Below are 13,398 nucleotides of genomic sequence, written 5' to 3' on the forward strand. Positions count from 1 at the left end.
CGCCGTTTTGTGAGCCTCCCGCCCGCTTCTGGCGTCTCGACCAAGCTCGCCCACGCGCCACTGGCTGAGCGCTTGCGCCCCCGGGTGCTGGGCGAGGTGATCGGGCAGCAGCACCTGTTGGGCGAAGGGATGGCGCTGCGGTTGGCCTTTGAGTCGGGGCAACCGCACAGCTGCATTCTGTGGGGGCCGCCCGGCGTGGGCAAGACGACCATCGCAAGGCTGATGGCCGATGCTTTTGACGCGCAGTTCATCACCATCAGTGCGGTTTTGGGTGGCGTCAAGGACATCAGGGAAGCCGTGGAAGGCGCCGAAAGCGCTCGCAATGGCCTGGAGGCCCAACGGACCATCGTGTTCGTGGACGAGGTGCACCGCTTCAACAAAAGCCAGCAGGACGCTTTTCTGCCTCATGTGGAGTCTGGGCTGTTCACCTTCATTGGTGCCACCACCGAGAACCCGTCGTTTGAAGTCAATTCGGCGCTGCTTTCGCGCGCGGCGGTCTATGTGCTTCAACCGCTCGCAGAGGCTGACCTGCGCCAGATCATCGAACGTGCCCAGGGCATCAACGCGGTGCCGCCCATGGCAGATGCGGCAGGCGAACGGCTGATTGCGTACGCCGACGGGGATGCGCGCCGCCTGCTCAATACGCTGGAGACCCTGGCTGTGGCGGCGGCCCGGGAACAGCTGGCAACCGTGACAGACGACTGGCTGCTGCGCGTGCTGGGTGAGCGCATGCGCCGCTACGACAAGGGCGGTGAGCAGTTTTACGACACCATCAGCGCGTTGCACAAGAGCGTGCGCGGCTCAGACCCCGATGCAGCCCTGTACTGGTTCGTTCGCATGCTGGACGGCGGCGCCGATCCTCGCTACATGGCGCGGCGCTTCATCCGCATGGCCAGCGAAGACATCGGGCTGGCCGACCCGCGCGCGCTGAGGATGGCGCTGGACGCAGCAGATGTCTATGAGCGCCTGGGCACGCCGGAGGGTGAGCTGGCGTTGGCGGAATGTGTGGTGTACCTGGCCGTGGCGCCCAAGTCGAACGCGGTCTACAAGGCCTTCAATGAGGCGAAGGCGTTCGTGAAAAAGGACGGCACCCGCCCTGTTCCCATGCACCTGCGCAACGCACCGACCCGGCTCATGAAAGACCTGGACTATGGAAAAGGCTACCGCTACGCCCACGACGAAGTCGATGGTTTTGCCGCTGGCGAACGCTATCTGCCCGAAGGCATGCCCGACCCAGGCTTTTACCGGCCAGTGGAGCGTGGCCTGGAAATCCGTATCGCCGATAAGCTGCGAGAGCTCAAGAAACGCAATGATCAAAATTCCTAATGAATGCCCAATCGTGCTGATGCAGCTCATTCGACGATTCGCGATTTAGGGAAAACCCGTGTGTGCTAAGGGCTTACGCGCATTGGCCCCTTTTGCCGCGTCGCTACAATCCGCCCACCAACCCGCAGTCTGTCCTGTCACAAGGTCGAGTCTGGCGGGTTTTTTGCTAGGTTGAAGCGGACCGTCTGATCACGAATCGGGCGGCAGTCAAACACACGGAGAACTTCATGGACGTATTGCTTCAGCAGATCATCAATGGTCTGGTGCTGGGCAGCATGTATGCACTGGTGGCCTTGGGCTACACCATGGTGTACGGCATCATTGGATTGATCAACTTTGCACACGGCGATGTGCTCATGGTCGGCGCGCTGACCAGCTGGACCATCATCGGTCTGATGCGGGAGGCCTCACCCGGCATGCCGCTGTGGCTGGTGTTGCTGGTGGCCACGCTGATTGCGATGGTGGTCTGTGCGGCCCTCAACTTCACGATCGAGAAACTGGCTTACCGGCCGCTGCGCAACTCCTCGCGCCTAGCCCCTTTGATCACGGCCATCGGGATGTCGCTGCTGCTGCAGACCATCGCCATGATCATCTGGAAGCCCAACCCCAAGTCTTATCCCTCCATGCTCTCGCGTGAGCCGTTCGAGTTCGGCGGCGCGGTGATTTCGGTGACGCAGGTGACCATTCTGGCCACCACCGCCATCACCCTGGCGTTCCTGATGTGGCTGGTCAACAAGACCAACCTGGGGCGCGCCATGCGTGCCACCGCTGAAAACCCGCGCGTGGCCGCGCTCATGGGCATCCGGCCCGACGTGGTGATTTCTGCCACCTTCATCATCGGCGCCATGCTGGCGGCCATTGCCGGCATCATGTGGGCTTCGAACTACGGCACGGTGCAGCACGCCATGGGCTTCATGCCCGGCCTGAAGGCCTTTGTGGCCGCGGTCATGGGCGGCATTGGCAACCTCGCCGGTGCCGTGGTGGGCGGCATTGCACTGGGACTCATCGAGTCGCTGGGTGCGGGCTACCTGGGCAAGCTCACGGGTGGGGTGCTGGGTAGCCAGTACACCGACATCTTCGCTTTCATCGTGCTGGCCATCGTACTGACCTTGCGTCCCTCGGGTCTGCTGGGTGAACGTGTGGCCGACCGCGCCTGACACAGGGAGAACCTCATCATGATGAATTCCAAAGCAGGCAAACTGATTGTCTTTCTGCTGGCCGCCGCGGCGCTGCTGCTGCTGCCGATCATCCTCCAGTCCACCGGCAGCAACTCCTGGGTGCGCATTCTGGACATCGCGCTGCTCTATGTGTTGCTGGCGCTGGGCCTGAACATCGTGGTCGGTTACGCCGGCCTGCTCGACCTGGGCTACATCGCCTTCTTCGCGGTGGGCGCCTATATCTTTGCCTTGCTGGGTTCACCCCATTTGGCCAACACCTTTCCTGCCATCCAGGCGATGTTCCCCGATGGGTTGCACTACAGCATCTGGTGGGTGATGGTCCTGGCGGCGGTGGTGGCTGGCGTCGTGGGCATGATTCTGGGTGCGCCCACGCTCAAGCTGCGCGGTGACTACCTGGCCATCATCACCTTGGGCTTTGGCGAGATCATCCGCATCTTCCTGCTCAACATGGACCGGCCGGTGAACATCACCAACGGCCCCAAGGGCATCAGCCAGATCGACACCATTTCGGTCTTCGGGCTGGATCTGGGCAAGCGCCTGACGATTGGCGACTACACCTTCCAGCCGGTCACGCTGTATTACTACCTGTTCCTGTTCTTCGTCGTGATGGCGGTGATCATTTCCTATCGCCTGCAGGATTCGCGCATCGGCCGCGCCTGGATGGCCATTCGCGAAGACGAGATCGCGGCCAAGGCCATGGGCCTGAACACCCGCAATCTGAAGCTGCTGGCGTTTGGTATGGGCGCTTCCTTCGGTGGCGTTTCGGGGGTGCTGTTCGCCTCGTTCCAGCGCTTCGTATCGCCAGAATCGTTCTCCTTGATGGAGTCCATCATGGTCGTGGCCATGGTGGTGCTGGGTGGCATTGGTCACATTCCGGGTGTGATTCTGGGTGCTTTGTTGCTGGCGGGATTGCCCGAACTGTTGCGCCATGTGGCGCACCCGCTGACGGCAATGACCGACGGCCGTTTGGCGCCAGAGATCCTGCGACAGTTGCTGATTGCATTGGCGATGGTGGTCGTGATGCTGCTGCGTCCGAAGGGCTTGTGGCCCGCTCCCGAACACGGCAAATCATTGAGCAAGTGAGGAAGGCGAACCATGTCTGAAACCATTCTGAGAGTCGCCAACGTTTCCAAGCGCTTCGGTGGCCTGCAGGCCCTGAGCGATGTGGGCATCGAGATCAAACGCGGCCAGGTCTATGGCCTGATCGGCCCCAACGGCGCGGGCAAGACCACGTTCTTCAACGTGCTGACCGGCCTCTACACACCCGACAGCGGTTCGTTCGAACTGGCCGGCAAACCTTACACACCTTCTGCCGTGCACGAAGTGGCCAAGGCCGGTATCGCGCGCACCTTCCAGAACATCCGGCTGTTCGCCGAAATGACGGCACTGGAAAACGTGATGGTCGGGCGGCATGTGCGCACGCATTCAGGTTTGATCGGCGCCGTGCTTCGCACGCCAGGGTTCAAGCGCGAAGAGGCGGAAATCACCGCGCGTGCACGTGAATTGCTGGAATACGTGGGCATCAGCAAGTTTGCCGACTACAAGTCGCGCACGCTGAGCTACGGCGACCAGCGCCGCCTGGAGATCGCACGCGCACTGGCCACCGATCCACAGCTGATCGCACTGGACGAACCGGCCGCCGGCATGAACGCCACGGAGAAGGTGTTGTTGCGCGAACTCATCGACCGCATCCGCAAGGACAACCGGACCATTTTGTTGATCGAGCACGACGTGAAGCTGGTGATGGGCCTGTGTGATCGCGTCACCGTACTCGATTACGGAAAGCAACTCTCGACCGGAACGCCGGCCGAGGTGCAGCGCGATCCCAAAGTGATTGAGGCCTACCTGGGCACGGGTGGAGGCTGAATTGGCCCACCCCCGCGCCGCTTCGCGTCACCCCCTCAAGGGGGCAACATCTGCGGCCCGGCAAAGCCGGTTCCGCGATGTTCTGGATGGGGGCATTTCGCGCCGGATGAAGTAACGAACAAGGAATCTGGTTATGGCAAACACACTTCTCAAAGTCAGCGGCCTGAAGGTCGCGTACGGCGGCATCAAGGCCGTCAAGGGCATCGATCTGGAGGTGCACGAAGGCGAATTGATCTCGCTGATCGGCTCCAACGGCGCAGGCAAGACAACCACCATGAAGGCCGTGACAGGATCGCTGGCCTTTGAAGGTGGTGACATCGAATACATGGGTAAGTCCATCAAGGGCAAGGGCGCCTGGGATCTTGTGAAAGAGGGCTTGGCCATGGTGCCGGAAGGGCGGGGCGTGTTCACCCGCATGTCCATCACCGAAAACCTGCAGATGGGCGCCTACATCCGCTCCGACAAGGCGGAGATTGCCAGCGACATCGAGCGCATGTTCGTGATCTTCCCGCGCCTGCGCGAACGCAAGGACCAGCTGGCTGGCACCATGAGCGGTGGTGAGCAGCAGATGCTGGCCATGGCCCGTGCCCTGATGAGCCGGCCCAAGGTGCTGCTGCTGGATGAGCCCTCCATGGGCCTGTCGCCCATCATGGTCGACAAGATCTTTGAGGTGGTCCGCGATGTGGCGGCCCAGGGTGTGACCATTCTGCTGGTGGAGCAGAATGCCCAGCGCGCGCTGCAGATCGCCCATCGGGGCTATGTGATGGACTCGGGTGAAATCACCATGACGGGCACAGGCAAGGATCTGCTGACTGATCCCAAGGTGCGCGAGGCTTACCTGGGGCACTAGAGAAGCACCACCGCCGCGTTTCGCGCGACCCCCTCGCGGGGGCGATACCAGAGGCCCGGCAAAGCCGGTTCCTCGGTATCTCTGGAATAAGTCACTTCGCTCCGGAACTTACAATGACGGGTTGCGCTTTTCGGGCGCAACCCGTTTTTCATTGCACAGCACCATGACCATCGATCACGCACCTGCCGTACCTGCCGCCGACGACAACCAGCTTATTGCCGAGCGTCGCGAAAAGCTGAAAGCCCTTCGAGAGGGGCAGGCGCAGGGCCGGGGTGTGGCCTTTCCGAACGATTTCAAGCCGGTCGACAAGGCCGCCGAATTGTTTGCCCTGCATGGCGAATCGTCAAAGGAAGCGCTGGAAGCCACACCGGTGCGCGCCAGCGTGGCCGGCCGCATGATGCTCAAGCGTGTGATGGGCAAGGCCAGCTTTGCCACGGTGCAGGACGCGTCCTTTGGCCCGTCGGGCGGGCGCATCCAGATCTACCTGAACAACGAAAGCGTGGGCGAGGCGGTGCATGCCACGTTCAAGCACTGGGACCTGGGCGACATCATCGCCGTTGAAGGTGTGCTCATGCGCACCCGCACCGGTGAACTCACCATTCACGCCGACAGCATCCGTCTGATCACCAAAAGCCTGCGGCCACTGCCAGACAAGTTCCATGGTGTGCACGATCAGGAGATCAAGTACCGCCAACGCTATGTCGACCTGATGACCGACGAGTCGGCCCGCAAGCGTTTTGTGGTGCGTAGCCAGGCGCTCACCAGCATGCGCGATTTCATGGTGAGCCATGGCTTCCTGGAAGTGGAAACGCCCATGCTGCACCCCATTCCTGGCGGCGCCAACGCCAAGCCTTTCAAGACACACCACAACGCGCTTGACCAGGAAATGTTCCTGCGCATTGCACCAGAGCTCTATCTCAAGCGGCTGCTGGTGGGTGGATTCGATCGCGTGTTCGAGATCAATCGCAACTTCCGCAATGAAGGCATCAGCGTCCGGCACAACCCGGAATTCACGATGATGGAGTTCTACGCAGCCTACTGGAACTACCGCGACCTGATGGACTTCAACGAAGCGCTGATCCGCCACGTGGTGCGCCAGGTGCATGGCGACAGCCCACTGAGCTACCAGGGTCAGCCGGTGGACGTCATGTCGCCGTTTGAGCGGCTCACCATCCGCGAAGCGATCCTGAAATACACCGATGCGGGGGGGCAAGTGGACGATGCCGCCTGGTTGCACGCACAGCTGAAGACGCTGGGCCTGAGCGAAGAAAAGCACCAGTTGTCCACCCGCAGTCTGCCCAGTCTGCAGGTGATGTACTTTGAAGAAAAGGTCGAAGACAAGCTCTGGAACCCGACCTTCATCATGGACCACCCCACCGAGATTTCACCGCTGGCCCGTGCCAACGACGCCAATCCGGAAGTGACGGAGCGTTTTGAGCTCTACATCACCGGTCGCGAATTCGGCAACGCGTTCTCGGAGCTCAACGATGCCGAAGACCAGGCGGCACGTTTCCAGGCGCAGGTGTCTGCCAAGGACAGCGGCGACGAAGAGGCCATGTTCTATGACGCTGACTACATTCGCGCGTTGGAATACGGCATGCCGCCTGCGGGTGGCTGCGGCATCGGTATCGACCGACTGATGATGCTGCTGACCGACAGCCCCAGCATCCGTGATGTGATCCTGTTCCCTGCGCTGCGCAGGGAGGCTTGACCCACCCCCGACGCGCTTCGCGCGACCCCCTCAAGGGGGCACACCTTCGGACCGGCAAAGCCGGATCCTGGGTGTTGCTGGATGGGGACATTTCGCTCCGGAGAGTGCAGCACACCCCACGCCTCATGCCCGCAAGTGGCCCACGCAGATGCTCTAGAAATTCATGGTGTGGATGCTCTTGCGATTGTTTTCGCGCAGATCGTCCAGTGCGCCTCGCAGCCACTGCAAATGGGCCTGGGCGTCCTGCAGCAACTCCAAGCCGGGCTCGGGCAACATGGCCACCACGATTTTGAAGCGCAGTGTGGTGCCGATTGGCAGCTGGGTGGAAGGCCGTAGACCCCCGGCAAGAATCTGGGTGGCCGCAGCCACTGCCTGAGCAGCGCGCACCGGACCTTCCATCAAGAGAGCAAAGCTGCTGTCGTCGACGCGCGTGGCCGTATCCACGTCACGTGCCACCCCCCGCAGCAGCGAGCCCGTGAGCACAAGCGCCCGATCGGCCACTTCGCGGCCGTGTTCGCGCTCAAACCATGCGTGGTTGTCCAGGTCGATCAGGAGCAAGGCGATGGAATGGTTGTAGCGCTGGGCACGCACCAGGCTTTCGTGCAGCCGCAGCATGCCGTTGTGCCGGTTGGTCAGGCCGGTGAGAGGTTCGGTGAGCGCCAGCGCACGCGCCCGGGTCTGTGCTTCGTGCTGTAGGGACGAGCGCTGCAGCAAGCCGTAGAACAGCAGGGGTGCCTCGATGGCGGCCGCAATCATCATGCCGTACTGGGACAGGAAGCCGGACGACAGCAGACCGAGGTTGCGCAGGACGGGAATTGCCCCCGTGAGCAACACCGGCAGGATGCCCAATGCGATCCAGCGCACCCATCGGTCGCCGGTGCGCCAGGCCGCCCACAGCATCAGATAGACCAGGGCCATGGTCGCGGCCCCGCCTATGGTCAAGGCTTGAAAGCTGAGGGTGGATGGGGCCACCTGATCCCAGACGATCAGCAACAGGAGCGCGGCGGCAAGTGCGAGTGCCGCTTGGTTCAAGCCCCGGCCCAGTCTGCGGGGTTGAATCACATGCCGCACAAACAGCAACCCCACCACCGCCACCAGCGGCAGCAGCACGAATTCGGCCATGCCGTTCCAGCCTGGGGAGTCAGGCCAGAGGAACTGGCCTGCCACACCCAGTGAAGAGGCCAGGGCGAGGCCCAGCACCGTGATGTACGCTGCGTAGAGTGCAAAACTGCTGTCGCGAAAAACCGCCGCGTTGGCAATGGCAACCGTGGCCAGCAACAACACCATGCCGAAATAGGCGCCTAAGAAGAACTGCTGGTGGATGCGCAGTTCCCGCAGTGTGTTGTGGTTGTGGATGCTCAGACGGCCAGAAAACGGCACCCGCGCGTGTTCGATGCGAACCCAGTACGTGACCGGTTTGTCGATGCGCGTGTCCAGTGCCATCACGGGGTAGCGGTCGGCGTACACCCAGTCGCTCACGGCAAGGCGGTCGCCGGCATGCTGTTCGCTCCATTGATCATCGGCGTTGCGGTAATGGAGGCTGACGAGATCGGTACCGGAATAAGCGAGCTCCAGTTCCCAATGCACAGAGGTGTCTTTCACCTGCGCATCAAAGCGCACCCACAGCGCTGCATTGCCGTCCAGCAGCACCCGGTGCTGGTGCTCGCGCACCGCGAAGGGCAGTCGATGCTGGTTTTCTTCTACCCATTGCACCGACTTGTCGCCAGCCGGATCTACCCAATACAGACTGCGCTGGGCCAGGGGAACGCTGGATTTCGTGCTGTCGAGCACGATGGGCTCCAAGCCCGCATGCTGGGCCCAGGCAGCGACGGGGGCGCCCAGCATCCAGAGCCCCAGCAGGCAGAACAAGGTGGCAATCAGGCGCCGCGCACTGAGTGAGGGCTTTCTTGGGATGGAAGGCATGAGCGATTGTGTCCCACCCGAAGAAGCCATCGCATCCATGCTATCGGCGACAGTTCATGCTTCGCAAACTGAGCTGCAGGAAGGGCGGTGCACACCGTCAAGAAAAGGCCCCGGGACAGTGCACTGTCGCGGGGCTTCAAAGGGCAGGCCTGGGCGCCTCAGTGGCGCCACGGCATCAAACAATCAGGCGTAGTCGACAAGCGCCTTGCGCATTTTCTTCATTGCCGCTACCTCGATCTGGCGAACGCGTTCGGCGCTCACGCCGTACTCGGCAGCCAACTCGTGTAGCGTCATGCCGCCCGATCCGTCGTCATTCACCTTGAGCCAGCGCTCGCTGACGATGCGGCGTGAGCGGTCGTCCAGCTCATTCATGGCGCGGGCGATTCCTTCGGTGGCCAGGCGGTCGCGATGGGCGGATTCCAACATGGCGGTGGGTTCATGGTGGGCGTCGGCGAGATAGGCGATCGGGCCGAAGCTGTCTTCGCCGTCGTCGCCGGGCGACGGATCCAGCACCACGTCGCCGCCGGAGAGTCGCGTTTCCATTTCACGCACTTCTTCCGGCTTCACGTTGAGCTCGCGGGCCATCACCCCCACTTCGGTGTCGGAAAGCACCTCACGGTGAGTGTCTCCATCCAGCGCTTCTGAACGGAAGCCTTGTTTGCGTGAGCGCAGGTTGAAGAATAGCTTGCGCTGGGATTTGGTGGTGGCCAGCTTGACCATGCGCCAGTTCTTCAGGATGTATTCGTGGATTTCGGCCTTGATCCAGTGCATGGCATAGCTCACCAGGCGCACGCCTTGGTCGGGGTCAAAGCGCTTGACCGCCTTCATCAGGCCGACATTGCCTTCCTGGATCAGATCGCCGTGTGGCAGGCCGTAGCCCAGGTACTGGCGGGCGATGGACACCACCAGGCGCAGGTGCGACATGACCAATTGGCCGGCGGCCTCGAGGTCGTTGTGATCGCGCAGGCGGCGCGCGGCGTTCTGCTCTTCGTCCAGCGTGAGCATGGGCATGCGGTTGACGGCCGAGATGTAGGCGTCGAGATTGCCCAGGGCAGGCAGCGTCAGCGAGCGGCTGGCCCATGGGCTGGCCACGGCCAAGGTGGCGGTGGGCAAAATGGCGGGGGCAAGGGATGTGGACATGTTCAAAACCCTCCTCAGGTTGTCTGCCAACGATATTAGCACTCTGTCTGAGTGAGTGCTAATCGATTGGTTCCATGGGGCTGATAGTGCGCCGTATGTAATGGTGTCGGTTCTCGCTGCTAAGTTCTGAACTTTCGCGCTGACAACTGAACGGCTTGGTGTCCTTAAGTTTAAGTCATTGATTTTCAAGGAGGAAATTTCAGATCACCCTTGCTGGTGAACCTTGCTTCCACAAAGCATGCAATCGTTCGAGTTGACAGTCAGAGTGTATTTACATAGCATGATATATATCAAGATATGTAAATGAAGTTGCCATGCATGACATTGTCAAAGAGTTGGGGTTTCTGACCCTTGGCACCCGCCTCAAACGAATCGGCGAGTCGCTGCAGACACAGACACAGGAACTGCTGGCAGACAACGGCATGGACATGCCGGCTGCCCACTTTCCTTTGCTGGCTGCCCTGGATCGACTGGGGTCTCTGGGCGTGAGCGAACTGAGCCTGGCGGTGGGTGTGAGCCAGCCGGTGGTCAGTCGCTCTCTGGTTGGTCTGGAGGCGACGGGTCTGGTGGAGTCCCAAACCGCGGACGCAGACCGCCGGGTGCGCCGCATTCGGCTCAGCCACCAGGGTCGTGAGCTGGTACAGCATGCCAAACAGGCGGTGTGGCCCGTCATCGAGGCGGCTGTGGCACAGGCTTGCGAGCCCCTGAAGGGCTCGCTGTTGGACCAGTTGGCGATGCTCGAAGCTGCGCTTGAACATACCCCTTTGAAACGACGAGCCACCGAGCTTGCAGTGGGACCCACTGCGCCTGAATGAAGGAGACCCGCCCATGAAGTCGCTCGACCGGCCTGTCTGGGCCTCGCTGACGCACGCCCCGCATCTTGCGGTGGGTGACGAGTTCGCCAAGCGCTACCGGCGCGACGTCAACTTGTTCGCATCCGCATGCGACGACAGCATCAACAGTCTGGCCGCACTGCGCGACCTCGTTCCCGAAGGCGAGTCTGTCTTCGTGTTGCAGGTGCCGGCCATTTGTGTGCCGGAGGGCCTGGTGGTTGCGCGCGTAGCCCAGGGTGTGCAAATGCTCGCGGCGCGGCCCATTGCACGGGAAGACGGTGACAGCGTCGTCGTCGAACTCGGAGAGGCGGACGCGCCCGAGATGCTCGCTCTGGCGCAGTTGACCGAACCCGGACCCTTTCTGGCCCGCACGCACACCATGGGCCGCTTCATTGGGGCTCGCATCAACGGGCGCTTGGCTGCAATGGCGGGAGAACGGATGCGCTTCCCCGGATTCACGGAGGTCAGCGGGGTGTGCACCCATCCGGACTTCCGGGGACGAGGCCTGGCAAGGCTGCTCTCGTCGGTGATCGCGAACGCCATTCAGCAGCGTGGTGAGCAACCGTTCCTGCATGCATGGACGAGCAACCGCCCTGCCATTGCGCTCTACGAGCATCTGGGCTTCGAGTTCCGGACCGTGGTGCAGGTCGCTGTGTTGGCCCGGCCTGATTGATAGGCCGAGAACCTTTCTTTCATGCCCAGTGATCGAGAAGAATCTGGGTGGCTCGCACCCAGTTCGAAATCATTTGTTGCCGGCGCACCGGGTTCCTTCGCAGCACGCCGGACAGCACGAAACCCCGCAGAAAGTCCGTGGTGAAGGCGATCACGGCATCGTGACCGGGGCGGTCGGCGGCTGGCGCAAACAGAAGGCGCAGTATCCGCTCCTACGGGTGCATGGGCATACAGTCAATGCTGACTGCTTTGATGTCCACTCCACTTTTGATACCAAGGATTTCCAGCCATGCTCCAGCTCAGCACGTTGCAGATTGAAAAAGACCCGCAGAACCCTCGCATTGCACGCCTGCTTCTCAATCGCCCGGAGCGGCTGAATGCGATCAGTGATGCAACACCGGGTGAGATCCGGGCGGCGGTGGAGTGGGCCAATGCGGACGATGAAGTGCATGTCATCGTCATCGAGGGGGCGGGAAAAGGCTTCTGTGGCGGCTACGACCTCACCGGGTACGCCGAGCAGCACATCGAGCATCCTTGCCAGCAGGAAAAGTCTCCGTGGGACCCGATGGTCGACTACGCCTGCATGAAGCGCAACACGGAAGACTTCATGTCACTCTGGAAAAGCGCCAAGCCCACCATCGCCAAGGTGCATGGTGCGGCTGCGGCCGGAGGCAGCGACATCGCCTTGTGTTGCGATCTTCTCGTGATGGCCGACAACGCCCGCATCGGCTATATGCCCACTCGCGTCTGGGGCTGCCCCACCACCGCCATGTGGACTTTCCGACTGGGTCCCATGCGTGCGAAGCAGATGATGTTCACCGGTGACCTCATCGATGGCAAGCAGGCGGCGGAATGGGGTTTGGCCACGCTGTCCGTTCCACCAGAGGAACTGGAGGCGGCCACCATGAAACTCGCCACCCGTGTGGCGGGCGTTCCCCGTTCTCATCTGGCCATGCACAAACTGGTGGTGAACCAGGTGATGCTGAACATGGGTGTGGAGCAAACGCAGATGATGGCGACCCTGTTCGACGGCATCACCCGCCACAACCCCGAGGGGCTGTGGTTCCGACGCCATGCCCAGGCGCACGGCTTCAAGGCGGCGATTGAATGGCGGGACAGCGGCCGCCCCATTCCCGAAGGGGATGAGGCCAGGGCCCTGATTCGTGAAATCGACGCAACTGCGTGGCGTCAGCCCTGATAGCGGGTCAGAGGCGCGACAGCGTTTTGTCGTAGAACGCGTTTGGGTAGCCCTCGCTGTCCTTGGCGGCATCGGGGTCGCCGATTTGCAGCGTGTCGCCACTCACGTGCAGCAGCACTTTTTCCGAACCCTGGTCCGCCGTTCCGGCGAATTTGTCGGCGGTCACGGCGCCCACCATCTTGGTGCCGTCGTGCGCCATCCTCATGTTGGTGAACACTTTTTCGACCCTCACGGCAGGGCCGGAACACGAGGTTCCGATGTAGGCATAAGCCACCACTTCACCGGTGAAGCTGGTGGCAGACGCTTTGGTGAAGTCGGCGCGCAGATGGGCAGACGCGCCGTCGTCGTCGAAGCACGCGCTGCGCCAGGAGCCGATGTACTTGGACACAACGTCGTCTGATGGGTCGTTTGGAAGAGGATCGTCGTCGCCGCCACCGCAGGCGGCAAGCGCGGCGATGGCCAGGCTCAGCGTGACCAGTTTGAAACCATGTCGGAGGTGCGTATTCATAGAGGTGTCCTGAAAGAGATGGGCAAAAGCCCTGCAACCGATAACAACGGGCGATCATGACAGCGCCCGTCAGGGTGGAGCCATTCTGGCCTATGGAGGGCTGGCGATTGGTCGCGAAGCTGCCTCGGTTGTAACAGCAGGCCGTTTCAAGAACATCTTCACCCATCTTTTTCAGGATGTTGTTCCTGCTGAG

At 61.7% G+C, this 13,398-nt stretch carries 12 protein-coding genes; 9 read left to right on the forward strand and 3 right to left on the reverse strand.

Annotated features, from left to right (window positions below):
- Positions 1 to 9 precede the first annotated feature (9 nt).
- The 6 genes from J2W49_RS11935 to lysS all read left to right on the forward strand — a co-directional run bounded on the left by J2W49_RS11935 (position 10) and on the right by lysS (position 6,931).
- Positions 10 to 1,326 (forward strand): replication-associated recombination protein A, encoded by a 1,317-nt coding sequence (locus tag J2W49_RS11935; protein ID WP_310315934.1) that lies wholly within the window; start codon positions 10 to 12, stop codon positions 1,324 to 1,326.
- Between the two features lie 227 nt (positions 1,327 to 1,553).
- Positions 1,554 to 2,483 carry a branched-chain amino acid ABC transporter permease gene (locus J2W49_RS11940; protein WP_310315936.1) on the forward strand — a complete coding sequence of 310 codons (930 nt, stop codon included), beginning with the start codon at positions 1,554 to 1,556 and terminating at the stop codon, positions 2,481 to 2,483.
- 18 nt (positions 2,484 to 2,501) lie between these two features.
- The gene (locus J2W49_RS11945) at positions 2,502 to 3,587 is read left to right on the forward strand and encodes a branched-chain amino acid ABC transporter permease (protein ID WP_310315938.1); all 1,086 of its coding nucleotides are present in this window, start codon (positions 2,502 to 2,504) and stop codon (positions 3,585 to 3,587) included.
- A 12-nt stretch (positions 3,588 to 3,599) separates the two neighbouring features.
- Complete coding sequence (locus tag J2W49_RS11950; RefSeq protein WP_310315940.1) at positions 3,600 to 4,370, forward strand: ABC transporter ATP-binding protein; 771 nt, start codon at positions 3,600 to 3,602, stop codon at positions 4,368 to 4,370.
- A 133-nt stretch (positions 4,371 to 4,503) separates the two neighbouring features.
- A complete protein-coding gene (locus tag J2W49_RS11955) occupies positions 4,504 to 5,220 on the forward strand; it encodes an ABC transporter ATP-binding protein (protein ID WP_310315942.1) in 717 nt (238 codons plus the stop codon).
- 163 nt (positions 5,221 to 5,383) lie between these two features.
- The gene (lysS, locus tag J2W49_RS11960) at positions 5,384 to 6,931 is read left to right on the forward strand and encodes a lysine--tRNA ligase (RefSeq protein WP_310315944.1); all 1,548 of its coding nucleotides are present in this window, start codon (positions 5,384 to 5,386) and stop codon (positions 6,929 to 6,931) included.
- A 153-nt stretch (positions 6,932 to 7,084) separates the two neighbouring features.
- Here lysS and J2W49_RS11965 read toward each other — a convergent pair whose 3' ends face one another.
- The gene (locus tag J2W49_RS11965) at positions 7,085 to 8,854 is read right to left on the reverse strand and encodes a sensor domain-containing diguanylate cyclase (RefSeq protein WP_310315946.1); all 1,770 of its coding nucleotides are present in this window, start codon (positions 8,852 to 8,854) and stop codon (positions 7,085 to 7,087) included.
- Between the two features lie 183 nt (positions 8,855 to 9,037).
- Positions 9,038 to 9,994 (reverse strand): RNA polymerase sigma factor RpoH, encoded by a 957-nt coding sequence (rpoH, locus tag J2W49_RS11970; protein ID WP_310315948.1) that lies wholly within the window; start codon positions 9,992 to 9,994, stop codon positions 9,038 to 9,040.
- Between the two features lie 314 nt (positions 9,995 to 10,308).
- On the opposite strand from rpoH, the gene J2W49_RS11975 reads away from it, so the two are divergent.
- The 3 genes from J2W49_RS11975 to J2W49_RS11985 all read left to right on the forward strand — a co-directional run bounded on the left by J2W49_RS11975 (position 10,309) and on the right by J2W49_RS11985 (position 12,697).
- A complete protein-coding gene (locus tag J2W49_RS11975) occupies positions 10,309 to 10,809 on the forward strand; it encodes a MarR family winged helix-turn-helix transcriptional regulator (protein WP_310315950.1) in 501 nt (166 codons plus the stop codon).
- Between the two features lie 13 nt (positions 10,810 to 10,822).
- On the forward strand, positions 10,823 to 11,500 hold the full coding sequence (locus J2W49_RS11980; protein WP_310315952.1) for a GNAT family N-acetyltransferase: 678 nt from the start codon (positions 10,823 to 10,825) through the stop codon (positions 11,498 to 11,500).
- Between the two features lie 288 nt (positions 11,501 to 11,788).
- On the forward strand, positions 11,789 to 12,697 hold the full coding sequence (locus tag J2W49_RS11985; protein WP_310315954.1) for a crotonase/enoyl-CoA hydratase family protein: 909 nt from the start codon (positions 11,789 to 11,791) through the stop codon (positions 12,695 to 12,697).
- Positions 12,698 to 12,704: 7 nt separating this feature from the next.
- Here J2W49_RS11985 and J2W49_RS11990 read toward each other — a convergent pair whose 3' ends face one another.
- On the reverse strand, positions 12,705 to 13,205 hold the full coding sequence (locus J2W49_RS11990) for a hypothetical protein (RefSeq protein WP_310315955.1): 501 nt from the start codon (positions 13,203 to 13,205) through the stop codon (positions 12,705 to 12,707).
- Between the last annotated feature and the right edge of the window lie 193 nt (positions 13,206 to 13,398).

Origin of the sequence: Hydrogenophaga palleronii (assembly GCF_031457455.1) — a bacterium.
In the GTDB taxonomy this organism is placed as follows: Bacteria; Pseudomonadota; Gammaproteobacteria; order Burkholderiales; family Burkholderiaceae_C; genus Hydrogenophaga; species Hydrogenophaga palleronii_A.